Here is a 17,090-nt window from a genome sequence, read left to right on the forward strand (position 1 = left end):
CCGTCGCCTACCGCGCCTTTTACGCCCACCCCCCCGCCCCCTGTACCACGGGGCACCACCACCCCCCAACCCACCAACCACCCCGCCCCGCTACACCCCCCCCCCCGCTTCTTGCATCCGATTATCTCCGCGTTACAGTCGTACCCATCCATTGATCAAACGATCAACACGCTCCGCATCCCGTTCCGAGGAGGGCGTTGTGCCCGACGTATCCGATAGTCCCCAGTCCGTCCTGGGACGAGTCACTCTTCTGCTCGAACCGTTCCGCACCGCCGAGGGCCTGACCCTCACCGAGTTGGCCCAGCGCACGGGGTTTCCGCGCTCGACGACCCACCGGATGCTGCTGCAACTGGTGAAGGTCGGCTGGATCAGCCGCACCGGTACCACCTACCGCCTCGGCCCCAAGATGATCGAACTCGGCGCCCAGGCCCGCGAACGCGACCGGATCTACAAAGCCGCCCTACCCGCGATGTACGACCTGCAGACGCAGACCGGCCTGGCGGTCCACTTGGCCGTCCTGGACGGCGAAAGCCTGCTCTACCTGGAGAAGATCGGCGGGCGCTGGGCAACCGAAATACCCACCCATGTCGGCCAACGCCGACCGGCACACGAGACGGCAGCGGGCATCGCCTTGCTACGCCACCGGGACGGCGACCCCGCGGACCACGCCCACTCCGAAGCCTTCCTCTACTCCGGGGGTGTGGTTCGCGGCGGGAATCCGGTCCGCTGCGTGGCCGCGGCCTTCGATGCCGGTTGCGGGGAGATCGCCGCGTTGTCGCTGGCCGGCCCGCAGGGGCGCCTTCCCGAGGGTGCGAGTGGGCTCGTTCGCCATGCCGCAGACGCGGTGTCGGCGCTCCTGACCTGAAGAAACCTCTTCACGAGAACATGCCGCCCTGCTACTGTCATCCTCAGTTGATTGATCGATCGATCAATCCCTGCGGGCCGGTGTGCCCTATCGATATGGAGGTTTCGTGAGGAACTGTGACGGCTTCCCCGCGGCTGTCGTCGACCGTGTCGCCGGCCTGCTCGATGCGTTCCAGAGCAGCAACAAGCTGACGTTGTCCGAATTATCTTCTCGGACAGGGCTACCGAGGTCGTCGACGCATCGGCTCCTCACACAGTTGATGGAGTTCGGCTGGGTCCGCCGAGACGGCCACTCCTACGCACTCGGCCGCACCATCTTCGAATGGGGCGCACTCGCGCAGCACCACGACGGACTGCACCGCGCCGCGCATCCGGTTCTCCACGAACTGCACGCCGTGACGGGACTGGTGGTCCACCTCGCGGTCCTCGACGGCAGCGAGGTGCGCTACCTGGACAAGGTCGGCCGGGAATCCGTGCCCGTCCCGTCGCGCATCGGAGGACGTCAACCGGCCTTCCGTACCGCTCTGGGTAAGGCACTCATCGCGCACACCCGGTTCGACCCCGCCGGGACTCCCACCGCGGAGCAACTCGCTCCGCCTGTGGGTATCGACGCAGCGCGGCTACGCAACGAAATCGCGTGGATCCGGGAGCGGCACGTGGCGCACGAGCGCGGCGAATCGATCCCCGGGATCGCCTGCGTCGCAGCACCGATCGGCGACGGCCGCACGTACATCGGTGCCGTGTCCGTCACCGGTGCCACCGACAAGGTGGACGCGGTCCACCTCACGACGCCGGTTCGAGTGGCTGCCCGCACGATCTGGCGCAGCCTCTCCCGCACCACCACCCCACAACGCCGCGTGGGGTGAACGGAGTGCGTACCGCGCCGTTATCGCACCAGCGCTTGCCCTCCGTCGACAGGCAGCGAGTGCCCGGTGATGTACCGTGCGGCGTCGCTGCACAGGAACACCACCGCCGGACCGATGTCGGTTTCCGGGTCGCCGAGCCGGCCGAGGGGCACGGTGTCGAGATATCCCGCGGCGGCGTCGGGATCAGCGCGGGCCCACTCTTCCATCGGCTGCGAGTTCGCCAGCGGCAGAATCGCATTGACGCGGATACCGTCGGCGGCCCATTCGCATGCTGCGGTGCGGGTCAATACCCGGACAGCTTCCTTGGCAGCAGCGTATCCGCCGGTACCCGAAGGGTTCCACCGGATTCCGGCCGCCGAACCGAGGTTGACGACGGCTCCGTGCCCCCGCAGGTAGGGGTGACACGTGCGCATCATCCGCCACGTGGCCGTAGGACCCGACTCCATGCACTCCCGGTATGTGGCTTCGTCCAGGTCGAGCAGTGGCCCGGGCGCCGGGGTCTGGGCGTTGTTGACCAGCACGGTGATTCCGCCGAACCGCTCGGCGACAGCCGGAACGAGCCGTGCTACCGCCTCGGCATCGGTCACGTCGCACACGTAAGACTGCGCGACACCGCCCCGGCGGGTGATGTCATCGGCGACCGATTCGAGTGTTCGTGCCGTGCGCCCGACCACAGCGACCTGCGCACCGGCAGCGGCCAGGGCGAGCGCGATGCCGCGGCCGATGCCTTGCCCGGCACCCGTGACGAGGGCGACTTCGCCCGCCAGAACCGTGTTCGGGACCGGTGCGACCATCTGCGACGTTGTCATACATACTCCTGGTGAGCGTGAGGGATGGGACCCGATTGATCAAGCGATCAATAGGGTCTGGCACAATGGCCTGCCGAGGTACGCCGGTGCCCGACGGCAGGAGGCTCGAAGTGGATCCACACGAACGCAAAAGGCAGATCCTCGACCGGTCGGCCGAGATCTTCTCCCGGAAAGGCGTCTCGGCGACCACGATTCGCGAGATCGGCGACGCCGTCGGGGTGTACTCCGGGGCGCTCTACCACTACTTCCCGTCGAAGGAAGCGATCGTCACCGAACTCATCCGTGAGTACCTGGAAGATCTCACGGCGCGCTGCGCCGAGGTGACGGAACGCAACCTGCCGCCCGTCGAACGACTCGAAGCACTCGCCGAGATCGCGCTGGCGACCAGCGAGCAGTACCACGGAGCGACGTCGATCTGGCGACGCGAAGGCGAGTACATGCGCGAACGCGTCGTCGAAGCCGACATGGTCGAAACGGCCGACGCCATGCAGGTCGCGTGGCGCGAAGCTATCGCCGAGGGCATCGCCGACGGCACGTTCCGCTCGGATATCGACCCGGAGGTGTTCCGGGAACTGCTCTACGACGCCGTCTGGCACGCGTCGCGTTGGTTCCGGCCCGGCCCCGAGGGGACGACAGCCGATCTGGCCCGCACCGTGATCTCGATATTCGTCGACGGCCTACGACGCCGACACGACTGAGCCGTCCCACCCGGCGGGCGGGACGCCTCCGGCCGTCACTCTCCGGTTGCGGACAGGTTCTCCTCGACCTCCTTGTGCCACGACTCGAGGGCCCGACTGGTGTCGACCTCGAACTCGAAGCGCTGGGTCATCTCCGGAGTGACCTCCTCGACATCGACGTAGAACTGGCTGTACCAGCGCCGCAGCTGATACACCGGGCCGTCTTCCTCGGTCAGGAGCGGGTTCTCGATGCGCGTCTTGTGCTTCCAGATCTCGATGTCCTGCTTGAACTGCTCTTCGAGACCGTCGGTGAACAGCGTCGCCATCTCCGACATCTGCTCGTCCGTCATGCCGTCGATCTTCTTGACGATCGTGCCGAACTGCAGGACGAAGGAGTTCGACGTCACCGGGTAGTGGCAGTTGATGAGCTTGGACTCGATGGTCTTGCCTTCTGACACGGTGTAGATCGTGTCGAGCATGAAGGACGGACCGTAGTAGAACGCGTCCGAGATCGTCTGCGCCTCGGGAAGATCCATCTGGACGCCGGTCTTGATGTCGTCGCGCCCGTACGAACGCATGTGCTGGCCTGCGATATGGCCGTCGAAGACGTTCTTGAAGTATTCGGGCATCTGGAAGTGCACGTAGAAGAAGTGCGCCATGTCGACCACGTTGTCGACGATCTCACGGCAGTGCGAGCCCTCGACGAGGATCGTCGTCCAGGTCCAGTCCGACCACTGGCCGTCCTCGTAGCCCTCGATCTCGGGGATCGCGAGTTCCGGCGTCGGCTCGGTGCCCTGCGGGCAGTTCCACACGAAGAGCACGCCGTTGCGCTCCATCGTCGTCCACTTCTTGGTGCGCGCCACCTTCGGTGTGCGACGCGCGTAAGGCACTGCCTCACAGCGGCCTTCACCGTTCCAGCGCCAGTCGTGGAACGGGCAGGCGATGGTGTCGCCCTTGATCTCGCCGCGTGCGAGATTGCCGCCCATGTGCCGGCAGTACGAATCGAGCACGTGAAGGGTTCCGGAGGTGTCGGCGAAGACCACCAGGTCGGTGCCGAACACCTTGACCTGGTGCGGCTTTCCGTCACGGAACGACTTGGCGAGGCCGATACAGTGCCATCCTCGCGCAAATCGGGTGGGGTTGGTGCCGGTGTCGATGTTTCGGATCTCGATGCGATCCTGCTGGACGGTCATACTGGTCTCCAAGAGGTTTACGGGCGGAGCGAGCGGAATCTGACAGACACGGTGGTCACCGGGCTGCGGTGACGGTGTCCTCGGAAGCGAGGGGCCGGACGGACGGTTCGACCCTCGTGGTCGCGCGGAGCTTTCCCTCCGATACCGCCTCGTCGACCGTGCTATCCAATGCTGCACACCGCATGACGTACGCGGCAGGATCGAGATCACGTGCTGCCGCGATCTCGTGGCAGGCCGCGCGGGCGGAGTCGGTCCACTGGATGCTCGTATGAGCGGGGCTGTATTTCGCGACGTGCACGCGGGCCGCACAGGCGCGACAGTCGAGCGACTGCATCAAGGCGTTTCCCTTCCTCGGATACCGCGAGAGTAGGAAGGCTGCTGTGGCGGCGGCCACATCGATTCAGCCCAGTGGAACGCGATGCCGAGAGAAAACGTCATCGGTGACGTGGAGACCCGGGGATCGTTACGCTCCGCAGGCCAGCCGAACTCGTCTCTGCGAAGGAACGACCATGACCGAGCCGATACTGCTCACCGCACAACACGGATCCACCCGTGTGCTCACGTTCCACCGCCCGCAGCAACGCAACGCACTGAGCTCCGCCCTGATCGAGGCCCTGCGCACGGAACTCGCGGCGGCGGACGACGACGAGCAGACCGACGTCGTCGTCCTCACCGGCACCGACCCCGCGTTCTGTGCGGGACTGGATCTGCGCGAGCTCGGCGGCTCCGGCGGCAACCTGGGCAGGCTTTCGGACGACGGAATCCCAGTCGGCCATCCGTGGCGACCACTGTCGAAACCCGTGATCGGCGCGATCAACGGAGCCGCGATCACCGGCGGGCTCGAGATGGCACTGGCCTGCGATTTCCTCATTGCCTCCGAACGCGCGCGGTTCGCCGACACTCATGCCCGCGTCGGCGTGCTTCCCGGCTGGGGACTGACCTCCCGGCTTCCCGACGCTGTGGGCGGCGCGTTCGCACGCCGCATGAGCCTCTCGGGCGACTTCGTCGACGCGGAGACAGCCCTCCGGGTCGGACTGGTGACCGAGGTGGTGGAGCACGACCGGCTTCTCGGCACGGCGCTGGACCTCGCCGCGACCATCGCCGGCAACGACCGGGCGGGCGTGCGGACCTTGCTCGCGTCGTACCGCCGTGCGGAGGAGCATGTCGTCGCTCCCGCACTGCAGGTGGAGAACGAGACGTCGCGGCAGTGGATGGAGAACTTCACGCCGGAACGTGTCGCCGCGCGTCGCGACGGTGTCATCGGACGTGGGCGCGCGCAGAACGCTCCCTAGCTGAACCGACCGGAGACGTTGATCGGGCCTCACTCACCTCGGCCGTTCACGGGCCTGGCTGTCGCTGGGGGGACGCCGATCTCGTCGATGTGATGGCCGCTGCAGGCGATCTGGGTTGGACTGGCGTGTTCGATACGGGACACGAGGAACCACCGCATATCGCTGCGGAGCCTGCACCACCCGATCAGGTACCAATGGCCGTTCGTGGAAGCGAACATCACCGGCTCGACGTCCCGGGTGGTCGTGTTGCCGTCACCCGAGGTGTAGCGGATACGCACCACCCGTTGCTCGGCCATCGCTTCCTCGAGCGCTGACTTGATCGCGCGAGGAGGAGGTGGAGGTGCGTTGACCCAGACGCGACCGGCCAGCTCATCGGCCTTCTTCCGGGTCTGCGGATCGAGTACGTCCATGATCTTCCGAACGCCCGCCGAGGCGAGATCGGCGTAGGGGGCGTCGGGTGCGGCAGAGACTGCCGCGAGCAGCGCCACTGCCTGCACAGGGGTGAGGCTGACCGGGGGCAGGGTGCCTCCGGCGACCAGCCCGTAGCCGCCGCCGGGGCCCGGGCGCGACCAGATCGGCGCGCCACTGTTCTCGAGTGCGGTGAGGTCCCTCTTGACCGTCCGTACGGACACGCCGAACTCCCGTGCCAGTCGCTCAGCAGTGCATCCACGCGGTCCGCTGCGTCGCAGCATCTCGGACAGGGCGTGGAGTCGCTCCACCCTCTTCATGTCCCGCCCCGCAAAAAAATCATGCCGGAAATGGTGACACACCGTTGTCCTGGAGGCACGAGAGCATCGTGGTGTGACGAACAATGCGAGTAGCCCGACCATGATCCTGATCGCCGGCCATTGGCTGGGGGCCTGGGCCTGGGACGAGGTGCTGGAACACTTGAGCGCTGACGGTCGGCGAACCATCCCGATGACGCTTCCCGGCCTCGATGAGCACGACGCCGAGAGGGCGTCCAGGACGCTCGACGACCAGGCGACGGCGATCGAGCAGACCATGACCCGGGCGGAGGCTTCCGAGGCCCAGCCGGTAGTCATCGTGGCGCACAGCGGAGCCAACGCGCCGGTAAGCCTTGTGCTCGATCAGCATCCTGAGCTTGTCCGCCGAGTGGTGTGGGTCGACAGTGGGCCCGTCGCGTCCGGCAGTGTTTTCGCCCCGGATGCGCCCGAGGATCTGGACGAATTTCCCCTGCCTCCCTTCGACGCGCTCGGGGAGCAGGCCAGCCTCGAGGGCCTGAGCGCCGAGGCTCTCGAACGCTTTCGAGCCAGGGCCGTTCCGGAGCCCGGACCCGTGTTACGCGGGCAAGTGACGCTCACCAACGATGCGCGTCGGGCGGTCCCGACCACTCTGGTGTGCTGTTCGATCCCGAGCGCGCAGATAATGGAATTGGCCGACGCGGGTCATCCCATGTTCGCCGAGGTGTCGAAACTCGACCATGTCGACTTCGTCGACCTCCCGACCGGGCATTGGCCCATGTGGAGCCGCCCCGGCGATCTCGCGCATGTCCTCGCCGCAGCAGCGACTTCCCCAGCAGGCGAGCACGCAGGACAGAGAAACCGGGCGCGTCGATGAGTTTCCGGGCGTCACCGGGTCGATACGGGTACATCCGGATCGAAGGAGCGCCCATGACCCAGCCCGACACCCGCACGCTCGGCGTTCCCGGAGCATCGCTCGTCTACGACGTGCGACCCGCGTCCGGCGAGCAGCGGTATCCCACCCTGATCCTCGCCGCATCGCCGATGGATGCCGGTGCGTTCGGCACCCTGGCCTCGTACTTCACCGACCGGACGGTGGTGACCTACGATCCGCGCGGCACCGGGCGTGGAGTGCGCACCGACACCACCATCGAATCGACGCCGCGACTGCACGCCGACGATCTGGTTGCGCTGATCGACGCGCTGGGAACCGGACCGGTCGACCTGTTCGCAACCAGCGGCGGCGCGGTGAACGCGCTGGAACTGGTCTCGGGCAATCCCGACCTCGTGCGCACCCTCGTGGCACACGAACCCCCCATTGCGGGCATTCTTCCCGACCGCGACCGAATGCTGGCGGCATGCGCCGACATCCACGACACCTACCTGCGCAGCGGGATGGGCCCGGCGATGGCGAAGTTCATCACCCTGGTCGGGTGGAAAGGCGAACTGTCCGACGCCTACTTCGACGCACCCGCACCCGATCCGTCCGCCTTCGGTCTCCCCACCGAGGACGACGGCACGCGTGACCACCCGCTGGTAGGTCAGAACATCCTGTCGTGCACGGGCTACGAACCGGATTTCGATGTCCTTTCCGGCGCATCCACCCGGATCGTCCCCGCAGCCGGGCGCGAATCCGCGGAGGAGATGGCGGGGCGGGGTGGGGCAGCCCTCGCGGCACGACTCGGAACGGATGTGACGTGGTTCCCCGGAAACCACGGTGGGTTCCTCGGCGACGAGTACGGAATGCCCGGTGAACCCGAGGGTTTCGCCGCCGTGCTGAGAGAAGTACTGCAACCTGCTCGGGTGTAGCGCATCCGTCAGTTGTGGTCGTCGGAGAGGCGGGACGACGACCGCAACTGCCACGGCACGCTGGTGACCATGACACCGGGCTGGAACAGCAACCGGCTCTTGAGCCGCAGCGCACTCTGGTTGTGCAGCAACTGTTCCCACCAGTACCCCATGACATACTCGGGAACGAAGACGGTGACCACTTCCCGCGGCGAATCGCCTCTCCGTCGCTTGACGTAGTCGAGTACGGGCCGGGTGATCTCCCGGTACGGGGAGTCGATGACCTTCAGCGGCACATCGATGTCGCTCTCCTCCCAGGCGCGGACGAGCCGGCGGGTTTCCTCGTCGTCGACGTTGACGGTGACCGCTTCGAGCGTGTCGGGGTTCGTCGCGCGGGCGTAGGCGAGCGCGCGGAGGGTGGGCCGATGAAGTTTCGACACCAGCACGATCGAATGGGTCCGGCTGGGAAGCACGCCGTCCCACTGACTGCGCTCGAGTTCCACCGCGACCCGCGCGTAGTGGCGGTGGATCGCACGCATCACCACGAACACGGCCACCATCGCGACGATGGCGATCCATGCGCCGGCCACGAACTTGGTGACCAACACGATGACGAGCACGGTCGCGGTCATCGCGAGACCCACCGAGTTCACGATCCTGGAACGGTGCATGTGGCGTCGTTCCTGCGGATCGGTCTCGGTGGCCAGATGCCGGGTCCAGTGCTTGATCATGCCCATCTGACTGAGCGTGAACGAGACGAATACTCCGACGATGTAGAGCTGGACGAGCTTGGTGACCTCGGCGTCGAAGGCCCACACCAAGGCTATGGCCGCGGCGGCGAGCAGGACGATGCCGTTACTGAACGCGAGCCGGTCCCCGCGGGTGCGCAGCTGACTCGGAAGGTGGCGGTCCTGCGCGAGCACCGACGCCAGCACGGGGAACCCGTTGAACGCGGTGTTGGCGGCGAGCACCAGAATCAGTGCCGTCACCCCGGTGACGAGGTAGAAACCGATCGGGAACCCCGCGAATACTGTCTCGGCGATCTGGGCGACCATCGTCTTCTGCCGGTAGCCTTCCGGTGCTCCGGTGAGCTGGGTCGCGGGGTCCTCCGCGATCACCACGCCCAGCCGCTCCGCGAGCACGATGATGCCCATGAACAGCGTGATCGCGATCGCGCCCAGCAACAGCAATGTCGTCGCGGCGTTGCGGGACTTCGGTTTCCGGAACGCGGGGACCCCGTTGCTGATCGCCTCCACACCCGTCAGTGCGGCACACCCGGACGAGAACGCCCGCGCGATCAGGAACACGAAGGCGAGACCGGTGAGGTGCGACTGTTCCGCATGCAATTCGAAGTTCGACGACGGCGCGCGCAGGTCGGTGTGGAGGACGAAGATACGGATCAGGCCCCACAGCACCATCGCGCCGAGACACACGATGAACGCGTAGGCAGGAATCGCGAACGCCACACCGGCTTCCCGCAGTCCTCGCAGGTTGACGGCGGTGAGGATCACGATGGCGGCCGTCGCGAACAGCACCTTGTGGTGGTCGATGAAGGGAACGGCCGAACCGATGTTCTGTGCGGCGGACGAGATCGACACCGCAACGGTGAGCACGTAGTCGACGATCAGCGCGCTTCCCACCGTCAGACCCGCCCCGACCCCCAGGTTCTTCGTGGCAACCTCGTAGTCGCCGCCCCCGGACGGATAGGCGTGCACGTTCTGCCGGTAACTGGTGACCACCACGGCCATCACGACCGCAACCGCGATGCCGATCCACGACGAGAACGCGTAGGCCGACAACCCGGCGATGGACAGGACGAGGAAGATCTCCTCCGGCGCGTACGCCACCGAGGACAACGCGTCGGAGGCGAAGACCGGCAACGCAATACGTTTGGGCAGCAACGTGTGACCGAGGGTGTCGCTGCGCAACGGCCGGCCCAGGAGCACCCGCTTCGCGGTGCCGGAGGGCGCGGCGTGGAGGCCCGCGACGCTCCGCGCGTGGTCAGCCGGAGACATGGCGCAGATACAACAGACGGTCGCCGCCCCGAAGGACGTCGACGTCGGCCGTGCCGACCCGCAGCAGCCGCCCGTCGCGTTCGATGCCGACGACGAGGTCGCTCAGGCTGCGAGGCGACACTCCTGCTTCCTCGGGCGTGATGTTCCGTTCGGCCATGGCGAATCCCTCTTCGGGTGTGAGCAGATCGTCGATCATTTCCACCACGTTGGGGGTGGTTCGCGCGACGCCGAGCAACCGCCCGGCGGTTTCGGCCGAGACGACCACGGTATCGGCACCCGACTGCCGCAGAAGGTGGGTGTTCTCCACCTCTCGGGCCGCCACGACGATCCGCGCGGTGCCGGACAGTTGCCGGGCTGTGAGGGTGATCAGGACGGCGGTGTCGTCGCGGTCGGTCGCGATGACCACCGCCGAGGCTCGCTGGACTCCGGCCAGACGCAGCACATCCGAGCGACTCGCCGTGCCCTGAACCGTCACCAGGCCCCGCCGGCCGGCAGCATCGATCTCGGAGCGGGCGACGTCCACCACCACGATTTCCGACAACGCGATGCCGTCGCTGATCATCGCGTCGACGGCCGTGCGCCCCTTGGTCCCGTAGCCGATCACGACGTAGTGGTTGCGCACGCGGCGTCGCCACCGCTGGATGCGAAGGACTTGACGGGAGTTCTCCGTCAGGGCCGCCAGCGTGGTGCCGACCAGGATGATGAGGAAGAGGATGCGCAAGGGTGTGATCACCAGTGCGTTGAGCGCGCGCGCACCGGGGGTGACAGGCGAGATGTCGCCGTAACCGGTGGTCGACAGCGACACACTCGCGTAGTAGATGCAGTCCATCAACGACAGGGGATTGCCCTGAGTATCACGAAAACCGCTCCGCCCGATGTACACCACCACGACCGCCACCGTCAGCACCACGATCGCGTAGGCGATCCGGCGCGCGATCTCCCACGTCGGGCTCACGAAGACGTGGGGTACGCGCACGGTACCGACCAATGTGAACGCCGGTCGTTCGGGTGTTCCTCCCGAACGGCTCGGCCGAGCACGCAGGCTTCCGGCCACTCCGGCTCCCGTCATGTCTCTCGCGCGGGGATGCAGAATTGCAGAGTACGCCCGTCCACGGACGACGCAATAGCGCTCGACCGGCAGATGATGGCAATATGATTCTCATGAATGAGAATGGAATTTCTAGTGACGGTTCGTCGCTGCTGGTGATGAGTCAGCACACCTTCTCGTCCGACTTCGGCCTGCTCTCACGGCTAGTCACGAAAGAACGTGCGGTGATGCGTTCGGTGCTGACCGACAAACTGCGCTCCGATGCGGGCTCGGCGTCGCTCGGGGTGCTGACGACGCTCGTCGACATCGTCACCTCGAGTCCGGCCCTCGCCGCCTGTGGGCAGGACTGGGTCGCCACCCAAGACCTCACCCTCCATGCGACCGGCCCGCTGACAGAAGGTCCCGTCGTCATCGACGCACGGCTCGTGCGCATCGGCAAGAAGATGATCCACGTGTCGGCAGACGTGTACGACGCACGCGGCACCACCGATCTCGACGAACTCATCACCGCACTCGACGCGGGCGGCGAGGACGGTCCGGTGCTCGCGGCCCGCGCGCTGGTCACGTTCGCGCGCTTGCCGCGCGTCGCCGCGCCGAGGGCGGACGAATATACGCCCGGCGAATGGGTCGGTGTCGACCGCGAGTACCCCGTCGTGCCGGTCGACGGGACCATCTACTCCCGACTCGGCATGCGCATCGTCGACCCGGACGAAGGGGTTCTCGAACTCGACCGAACGCCCTTCGTGGCCAACATGATCGGCACCATTCAGGGCGGTGCTCAAGCGCTCCTCGCAGAGTCGGCAGCACACGCGATGCGGCCCGATCTGGTGGCGACCGACATTCAGATGCACTTCTTGTCCCAGGTGCGCGTCGGTCCGGCACGGTCGTACGGCACGGTTGTCCGCGACGGGGACGACCATTCGGTGATCAGCATCCGTCTCGTCGATGCCGGCGCAGACGACCAACTGCTCGCCCTGACCACGGTGACCCTGCAGCGTCCGCCGACGAGGGCCGAGTCGGGTCAGCCCGAACTGTGAGTGGCCGCGAAGACGATGAACACCACGAACAGCGCACCCGTTCCGAGCACCGTGCCCACGACGGTCTCGACGTAGTTCGTCGCGAGTCCCTTCTCGATCCTCAGGAGTCCGATCCAACCGCACACCACCGCAAGAAGGCCGGCAGGGATGGACACGAAGTCGCCGACGATAGGAACGAACGCAGTCAGCGCGGCGACGATGCCGGCGATCAGCGCAGTGTTTCCCAGTCCGTTGCGATCGCGGAACTCGGTGGGCGGTGTCGCCGACATGCCTACTCCAAGAGATCGGCGGATGCGTATCGGTACATCCTGCACCCTCGACGGTGGGTCTGTCTCGGGGGACGACGCTCGTCCTCGGCACGGGGTGCCGTCCTCTTTCGGCACTCAACCGACCGTCGAGAGCCGCAAACGCCGTTTTTCCGTCGCCGAGTCCCCAATTCACCCCCTGGCTCATCCTGCATTCGCCCACAGCGGGCCGAACAGACGTATAGCGTGTTTCGGAGTTGCTTATCGCAACACGCTGCACGCACCTCCTCCCCTTTGGTGCTGCGGCCGGCCCCGTCGGCCCCTCCCCTCGAATTCGCCGACGGGGTCCCCGCCTCTCCTGGCACGTCGGGCCGGCACCTGCGTCCCGTACGTCGGCACCGGCGTTTGACCTGCGGGCACGGACACGGTCGACTACCGATGGCCCCTCACACGAACCCGGAGACCCCGCGATGACCAATGCTCTCGACGCTGCCGCCCGCCTTTTCGTCAACGACGGGCTTTCCGACGACGAAATCGCTCGTCAGGCCGCGTTGTACGGTCCGCTGGCCGACGATGTCCGCGCACTGATCCCGCTTGCCGTGCAGAGCCGAGCCGATGACGACGACGTGCGACAGGCCCGGGAACACCTGGCAGCCGCGAGGGAGTTGCTCGGGCGCCGGAAGGAGGATCAGCCTTTCGGTACCCGGTTCAACGACGCCGGCAACTTCCGTGTGTGGGGCAACGCCGCCATGGGACTTCGCAACGCGATCGCCCCACTGCCCCGCATCAACCAGGATCCCGACGGTCGAGTGTGGGCCGACTTCCACCTGCATGTCGGTTTCGAAGGGCCCGCCGGGCATACGCACGGCGGAGTCTCCGCGCTCGTCCTGGACCAGCTGCTCGGTGACGCGGCCCGGGTGGGTGGCTCACCCGGAATGACGGGCACGCTCACTCTGCGCTACCTCAGGCCAACCCCTCTCGGCGATCTGCACGGGGAAGCAAAACTCGACCGGATCGAGGGGCGCAAGGGATTCGTCACCGGACACATAGCCGGGCCGCACGGGATCTGCGTCGAAGCGAAGGGCATCTTCATCAGGCCCAATTGGCCCGCCGAGTCGCGCGTCGAGACGTTGGAATAGCGACAACGACCGAGCGGCGGCCGGTTCAGTGTCGGCAAATAGCTTGCGCAGCAGGATGATCAAGTTTCCGAGGGTCGTGCAAGGCCCGCAGCTGCGACAGCTGGGCCCCGCCGGGGTCGGACCCACGGACCACGGCGCGCCCCGCGCGCCATCGGCCCTCCCCAGTACAGTGGGGCACCGCCGTCGGCAACGAGAGAGAAGCCCATGCAGCACGCCCTGTTCTACTCGCTCGTCGCCATGTGCTCGTTGTTCGCGGCATCGACGTGGTGCCTGGCGAGGCCGCACACCCTCTCGAGTCTTGCCGCTGCCGTAGCCGCTGCACTCTGGTTCCTCATGAACGGAATGCTGGAAGGACGGGTGCTGTACTCCGTCACTCCCGACCATGGGCTCACCGAAGCGGATCTGCTTTCCGCGGTGGCACTCTGCATTTCGGCCTGGGGTTTCCGGACGACCGCCCGCAACCGGCGCAGACGCGCGCGCCGGGCGCGTCCGGCGCCCCGCAGCCTCCACGTCGACGAGACACGCGCGATGCCCCAGCGGATCCTGCCCGCGCAGCACGACGTGAGCGTGCCCGCGCGCGGACTGCGGAATCAGGGCTAGGCGAGGCGGCCGAACCTGCGATCCACATCCCCGCAACCGATTTGGGTATCGGTTTCGTCTCGATGCTGGACCGGGTGCGCGCACCTGACCTAAACTCCCCGACGGCCACCTTCAGGTGGCCGTGTCTCCAGAAGTCCTCCCCGACACACATGGAGATACAGCGCAGGCCCCGCCGGCTCCTCCCCTCATTCGCTGGCGGGGCTTTCCTGCTCACGTCAATTCTGGGCTCACATCACCTCTGGGCTCACAGCTACTCCGACGGCACTCGTCCCGCCCCGCCGGGCTCCGCAGCGACGGCGTCCGGCGCGACCGGCAGCAATACCGCACCCGCACCCGCTCCCGCGGTTGCGGTTACCCCTCGCGCTACAAGTGCCTTCTTCACTTCCTCCCGCGCCCACGATAAATCTGTTTGTCCACGCTTGTGTCAGGATTCACTGATCACCGCTCGTCGAATGCTCGCGCACGACAGCGGTCCCCGAGCGGCGGGCTGTAGACCACGGCGTCGCACAGGCGGCACGCATGCGTCCGGTGCATCACGCCGCAGTCGCATACCTGCGATCCCACCAGCGTCCGGTTCGGTCCCAGCCGGTGCCCGTTGGGACAGCGTGCGGGAGCAGGTTCGGCCCAGCCGGACGGGATTCGATACAGCTTCACCGTTCGATCATATGTTCGAATACGTGATCCGCTCGACCCCTCCGGCGCGCAAAAGATCAGACCGCCGACGCGCGGTCGCGCAGAGGGTCCGGATCTGCGCGCCACCCGTGCGGGCGACACTGGTCGCATGACCACTCGCGCCTCCCGGACCACCACCAAGCCCCCGAAGATCGACGGACGTCGACCGGTCGAACTCGACGATGGGGACGCCGACGACCTGTCGGCTCACACCACCGTCGAGCGCATGCGGTACTCGGACGTCGACCTGTCCGGACGCGATCTCGCGGGTGTGACGCTGTCCGAGTGTGAGCTCACCGGGGTGTCCATCGACGGCACGGACTTCACGAGCGCACGAATGGTCGACACCCGCATCGAGCGGGTGCACGCGCCGAGGTTCTCCGCTTCCCGCAGCACCATGCACAACGTGCGGATCGTCGACAGCCGGATCGGCGCTCTCGACCTGTACGACTCCGGACTGCGTTCGGTGGTGGTGACCGACTCGAAGATCAGCCTGATCAACCTGCGTGCAGGGAACCTGCGCGACGTGCTGTTCCGGGGGTGCATCATCGACGAACTCGACCTGGCCGAAGCGAGCCTCACGCGGGTGGCGTTCGAAGACAGCCGAATAGGCGACCTCGATGTGAACCGCGCCACTCTCGCGCACGTCGATTTGCGCGGCGCGGAGATCGGAGCGATCAGGAATCTGGACGGATTGAGAGGAGCGACCATCAGCGGCCATCAGGCCGTCGCACTTGCAGGCATGTTCGCCGCGCACCTCGGAATCCAGATCGACAGCTGAGGTGGCCCGAAGATCGACGAAAGGTCAGTAAAGTCATCGAGTGCGACATTTATGGCTGAAGCGAGACGACGACCGTCCATCGACCGAACTCTCCCTCTACCTCCGCGCACACACCACCTCGATCGCGGTGATCCTCGGCCTCTCGATCGTCGCGACGATCGCCTTTCTCGTCGGTAACGACTACATCGACCTGCTGGTCTACCGCATGGGGGCACACGTGCTGCTCGACGGCGGAGACCTCTACGGTGCGATTCCTCCGGTCGTCGACGACTTCGGACTTCCGTTCACCTACCCGCCGCTCTCCGCGATCCTCTTCGTACCGCTCGCGCTGATCCCCGTCACACTCTCCAAGTTCGTGTTCACCGCGGTGTCCGTCGCAGCACTCGTGGTGACCCTGCGAGTGGTGCTCGGACGTGTACGTCCCGACCTGGAGAACCGCGCATCCTGGGTCGTCACAGCGGTCGCCGTCGCCGTGGCACTGCAATTCGAACCCGTCCGCGAAACCATCAGCTTCGGCCAGATCAACCTGGTGCTCATGGCCTTGGTGGCCGTCGACGTACTCGCGCCCAAGCCCAAATGGCCCCGCGGTGTGCTGATCGGTCTTGCCGCCGCCATCAAGCTGACACCTGCGGGTTTCCTGCTGTTGTTCCTGCTTGCGCGCGATTGGCGGACCAGCGCCCGCATCGTTGTCTCCGCGCTCGGTTTCTCTGCGGCGGCGTTCGTCCTCCTGCCCGAGGCGTCCACGCGGTACTGGTTGCACACACTTCCGGACACCGGGCGAATCGGTTCGGCGTACTACGCGGCCAACGAATCGTTCAAAGCTGTCGTCTCGCGGTTCGCTCCGCACGACCCGCTCGAGTCGGCGCTGTGGCTCGGTGCCGTCGCCGTCATGCTGGTCGTCGCGGTCGTCGCGATCCGCCTCGCCCTTTCCCGCGGAGACCTCGTGACCGCGCTGCTCGCCACCGCGACGGCGGTGCTGCTCGCCTCGCCGGTCTCGTGGTCGCACCACTGGGTGTGGGTCGCTCCGGCACTGATGGTGCTGACACTCGAGGTGCTGCGTGCGCCCGGTCGGCGCCGCGTGGCCGTGGCTGTCGGCATCGGTGCGGTCTTCCTCATCGGGCCGCACCACCTGCTGCCGGCGGGCGACGGACGCGAACTCGAGTGGGCGTTGCCACAACACCTGGTGGGCGGCGCGTACGTGATCATCGGCTTCGGCTTCCTGATCTGGCTCGCACAGTCGCGTCAGGGCACAGCGTCCGGCGACAATCACGAGCATCTTCCGGGCGCAGCTTCCGACCCCGCCCCACGTGCGGGAATGCTCTCCCCACCCGAGGACACGCCGACTATGTGATGCAGATCTCAC

At 66.5% G+C, this 17,090-nt stretch carries 19 protein-coding genes; 11 read left to right on the forward strand and 8 right to left on the reverse strand.

The genetic code is table 11. From position 1 onward, the window contains the following. Positions 1-199 precede the first annotated feature (199 nt). Both ACFWU2_RS11695 and ACFWU2_RS11700 read left to right on the forward strand, forming a co-directional pair. Positions 200-865, forward strand: a complete 666-nt coding sequence (locus ACFWU2_RS11695) for an IclR family transcriptional regulator (RefSeq protein ID WP_378605655.1) — start codon at positions 200-202, stop codon at positions 863-865. A 106-nt stretch (positions 866-971) separates the two neighbouring features. Beyond that, positions 972-1,730 carry an IclR family transcriptional regulator gene (locus ACFWU2_RS11700; protein ID WP_378605658.1) on the forward strand — a complete coding sequence of 253 codons (759 nt, stop codon included), beginning with the start codon at positions 972-974 and terminating at the stop codon, positions 1,728-1,730. Positions 1,731-1,750: 20 nt separating this feature from the next. On the opposite strand, the gene ACFWU2_RS11705 is transcribed toward ACFWU2_RS11700, so the two are convergent. Then, a complete protein-coding gene (locus ACFWU2_RS11705; RefSeq protein WP_378605661.1) occupies positions 1,751-2,539 on the reverse strand; it encodes an SDR family NAD(P)-dependent oxidoreductase in 789 nt (262 codons plus the stop codon). A gap of 110 nt (positions 2,540-2,649) precedes the next feature. Here ACFWU2_RS11705 and ACFWU2_RS11710 point away from each other — a divergent pair, with 110 nt between their 5' ends. After that, entirely contained in the window at positions 2,650-3,237 is a 588-nt protein-coding gene (locus ACFWU2_RS11710) for a TetR/AcrR family transcriptional regulator (RefSeq protein WP_378605664.1), read from the forward strand. A gap of 35 nt (positions 3,238-3,272) precedes the next feature. Here ACFWU2_RS11710 and ACFWU2_RS11715 read toward each other — a convergent pair whose 3' ends face one another. Continuing rightward, positions 3,273-4,409 carry a Rieske 2Fe-2S domain-containing protein gene (locus ACFWU2_RS11715; RefSeq protein WP_378605667.1) on the reverse strand — a complete coding sequence of 379 codons (1,137 nt, stop codon included), beginning with the start codon at positions 4,407-4,409 and terminating at the stop codon, positions 3,273-3,275. Positions 4,410-4,464: 55 nt separating this feature from the next. Then, positions 4,465-4,743 (reverse strand): hypothetical protein, encoded by a 279-nt coding sequence (locus ACFWU2_RS11720; protein ID WP_378605670.1) that lies wholly within the window; start codon positions 4,741-4,743, stop codon positions 4,465-4,467. A 175-nt stretch (positions 4,744-4,918) separates the two neighbouring features. Between ACFWU2_RS11720 and ACFWU2_RS11725 the strand changes: the two genes are divergently transcribed. Next, positions 4,919-5,701 (forward strand): enoyl-CoA hydratase, encoded by a 783-nt coding sequence (locus ACFWU2_RS11725; protein ID WP_378605673.1) that lies wholly within the window; start codon positions 4,919-4,921, stop codon positions 5,699-5,701. 29 nt (positions 5,702-5,730) lie between these two features. Here the strand turns inward: ACFWU2_RS11725 and ACFWU2_RS11730 are convergent, their stop codons facing one another. Next, complete coding sequence (locus ACFWU2_RS11730; protein WP_378605676.1) at positions 5,731-6,429, reverse strand: helix-turn-helix transcriptional regulator; 699 nt, start codon at positions 6,427-6,429, stop codon at positions 5,731-5,733. 100 nt (positions 6,430-6,529) lie between these two features. Here ACFWU2_RS11730 and ACFWU2_RS11735 point away from each other — a divergent pair, with 100 nt between their 5' ends. Both ACFWU2_RS11735 and ACFWU2_RS11740 read left to right on the forward strand, forming a co-directional pair. Continuing rightward, positions 6,530-7,279, forward strand: coding sequence for an alpha/beta fold hydrolase (locus tag ACFWU2_RS11735; RefSeq protein ID WP_378605679.1), 750 nt, complete (start codon positions 6,530-6,532; stop codon positions 7,277-7,279). A gap of 53 nt (positions 7,280-7,332) precedes the next feature. Continuing rightward, the gene (locus ACFWU2_RS11740; protein ID WP_378605681.1) at positions 7,333-8,211 is read left to right on the forward strand and encodes an alpha/beta fold hydrolase; all 879 of its coding nucleotides are present in this window, start codon (positions 7,333-7,335) and stop codon (positions 8,209-8,211) included. 8 nt (positions 8,212-8,219) lie between these two features. Here the strand turns inward: ACFWU2_RS11740 and ACFWU2_RS11745 are convergent, their stop codons facing one another. Further along, positions 8,220-10,205 carry an APC family permease gene (locus ACFWU2_RS11745; RefSeq protein ID WP_378605684.1) on the reverse strand — a complete coding sequence of 662 codons (1,986 nt, stop codon included), beginning with the start codon at positions 10,203-10,205 and terminating at the stop codon, positions 8,220-8,222. Continuing rightward, complete coding sequence (locus tag ACFWU2_RS11750) at positions 10,192-11,259, reverse strand: potassium channel family protein (protein ID WP_378605687.1); 1,068 nt, start codon at positions 11,257-11,259, stop codon at positions 10,192-10,194. The genes ACFWU2_RS11745 and ACFWU2_RS11750 overlap by 14 nt, the downstream gene beginning before the upstream one ends. A 107-nt stretch (positions 11,260-11,366) precedes the next feature. Between ACFWU2_RS11750 and ACFWU2_RS11755 the strand changes: the two genes are divergently transcribed. Next, positions 11,367-12,290, forward strand: coding sequence for a hotdog domain-containing protein (locus ACFWU2_RS11755; protein WP_378605690.1), 924 nt, complete (start codon positions 11,367-11,369; stop codon positions 12,288-12,290). Here ACFWU2_RS11755 and ACFWU2_RS11760 read toward each other — a convergent pair. Continuing rightward, positions 12,275-12,559: a hypothetical protein gene (locus tag ACFWU2_RS11760; protein ID WP_296550490.1), complete on the reverse strand. Its 285-nt coding sequence runs from the start codon at positions 12,557-12,559 to the stop codon at positions 12,275-12,277. The two genes, ACFWU2_RS11755 and ACFWU2_RS11760, sit on opposite strands and share 16 nt — an antisense overlap. A 446-nt stretch (positions 12,560-13,005) precedes the next feature. Between ACFWU2_RS11760 and ACFWU2_RS11765 the strand changes: the two genes are divergently transcribed. Beyond that, a complete protein-coding gene (locus ACFWU2_RS11765) occupies positions 13,006-13,674 on the forward strand; it encodes a hotdog domain-containing protein (protein WP_378605694.1) in 669 nt (222 codons plus the stop codon). A gap of 204 nt (positions 13,675-13,878) precedes the next feature. Beyond that, positions 13,879-14,274 (forward strand): hypothetical protein, encoded by a 396-nt coding sequence (locus ACFWU2_RS11770; protein ID WP_378605697.1) that lies wholly within the window; start codon positions 13,879-13,881, stop codon positions 14,272-14,274. A 438-nt stretch (positions 14,275-14,712) separates the two neighbouring features. On the opposite strand, the gene ACFWU2_RS11775 is transcribed toward ACFWU2_RS11770, so the two are convergent. Continuing rightward, positions 14,713-14,928: a hypothetical protein gene (locus ACFWU2_RS11775; protein WP_378605700.1), complete on the reverse strand. Its 216-nt coding sequence runs from the start codon at positions 14,926-14,928 to the stop codon at positions 14,713-14,715. Positions 14,929-15,055: 127 nt separating this feature from the next. Here ACFWU2_RS11775 and ACFWU2_RS11780 point away from each other — a divergent pair, with 127 nt between their 5' ends. Both ACFWU2_RS11780 and ACFWU2_RS11785 read left to right on the forward strand, forming a co-directional pair. Beyond that, positions 15,056-15,727, forward strand: coding sequence for a pentapeptide repeat-containing protein (locus ACFWU2_RS11780; protein ID WP_378605703.1), 672 nt, complete (start codon positions 15,056-15,058; stop codon positions 15,725-15,727). Between the two features lie 40 nt (positions 15,728-15,767). Next, positions 15,768-17,078 (forward strand): glycosyltransferase 87 family protein, encoded by a 1,311-nt coding sequence (locus ACFWU2_RS11785; protein ID WP_378605706.1) that lies wholly within the window; start codon positions 15,768-15,770, stop codon positions 17,076-17,078. Positions 17,079-17,090 lie beyond the last annotated feature (12 nt).

It is taken from the genome of Rhodococcus sp. NPDC058639, assembly GCF_042717545.1.
GTDB lineage: Bacteria > Actinomycetota > Actinomycetes > Mycobacteriales > Mycobacteriaceae > Rhodococcus.

Excerpts from the sequence above, each read along its gene's own strand:
- ACFWU2_RS11730 (WP_378605676.1), bottom strand. The coding sequence starts at position 6,429 with ATGAAGAGGGTGGAGCGACTCCACGCCCTGTCCGAGATGCTGCGACGC.
- ACFWU2_RS11760 (WP_296550490.1), bottom strand. The coding sequence starts at position 12,559 with ATGTCGGCGACACCGCCCACCGAGTTCCGCGATCGCAACGGACTGGGA.
- ACFWU2_RS11735 (WP_378605679.1), top strand. The coding sequence starts at position 6,530 with ATGATCCTGATCGCCGGCCATTGGCTGGGGGCCTGGGCCTGGGACGAG.
- ACFWU2_RS11740 (WP_378605681.1), top strand. The coding sequence starts at position 7,333 with ATGACCCAGCCCGACACCCGCACGCTCGGCGTTCCCGGAGCATCGCTC.
- ACFWU2_RS11780 (WP_378605703.1), top strand. The coding sequence starts at position 15,056 with ATGACCACTCGCGCCTCCCGGACCACCACCAAGCCCCCGAAGATCGAC.
- ACFWU2_RS11770 (WP_378605697.1), top strand. The coding sequence starts at position 13,879 with ATGCAGCACGCCCTGTTCTACTCGCTCGTCGCCATGTGCTCGTTGTTC.
- ACFWU2_RS11755 (WP_378605690.1), top strand. The coding sequence starts at position 11,367 with ATGAATGAGAATGGAATTTCTAGTGACGGTTCGTCGCTGCTGGTGATG.
- ACFWU2_RS11715 (WP_378605667.1), bottom strand. The coding sequence starts at position 4,409 with ATGACCGTCCAGCAGGATCGCATCGAGATCCGAAACATCGACACCGGC.
- ACFWU2_RS11765 (WP_378605694.1), top strand. The coding sequence starts at position 13,006 with ATGACCAATGCTCTCGACGCTGCCGCCCGCCTTTTCGTCAACGACGGG.
- ACFWU2_RS11725 (WP_378605673.1), top strand. The coding sequence starts at position 4,919 with ATGACCGAGCCGATACTGCTCACCGCACAACACGGATCCACCCGTGTG.
- ACFWU2_RS11705 (WP_378605661.1), bottom strand. The coding sequence starts at position 2,539 with ATGACAACGTCGCAGATGGTCGCACCGGTCCCGAACACGGTTCTGGCG.
- ACFWU2_RS11720 (WP_378605670.1), bottom strand. The coding sequence starts at position 4,743 with ATGCAGTCGCTCGACTGTCGCGCCTGTGCGGCCCGCGTGCACGTCGCG.
- ACFWU2_RS11745 (WP_378605684.1), bottom strand. The coding sequence starts at position 10,205 with ATGTCTCCGGCTGACCACGCGCGGAGCGTCGCGGGCCTCCACGCCGCG.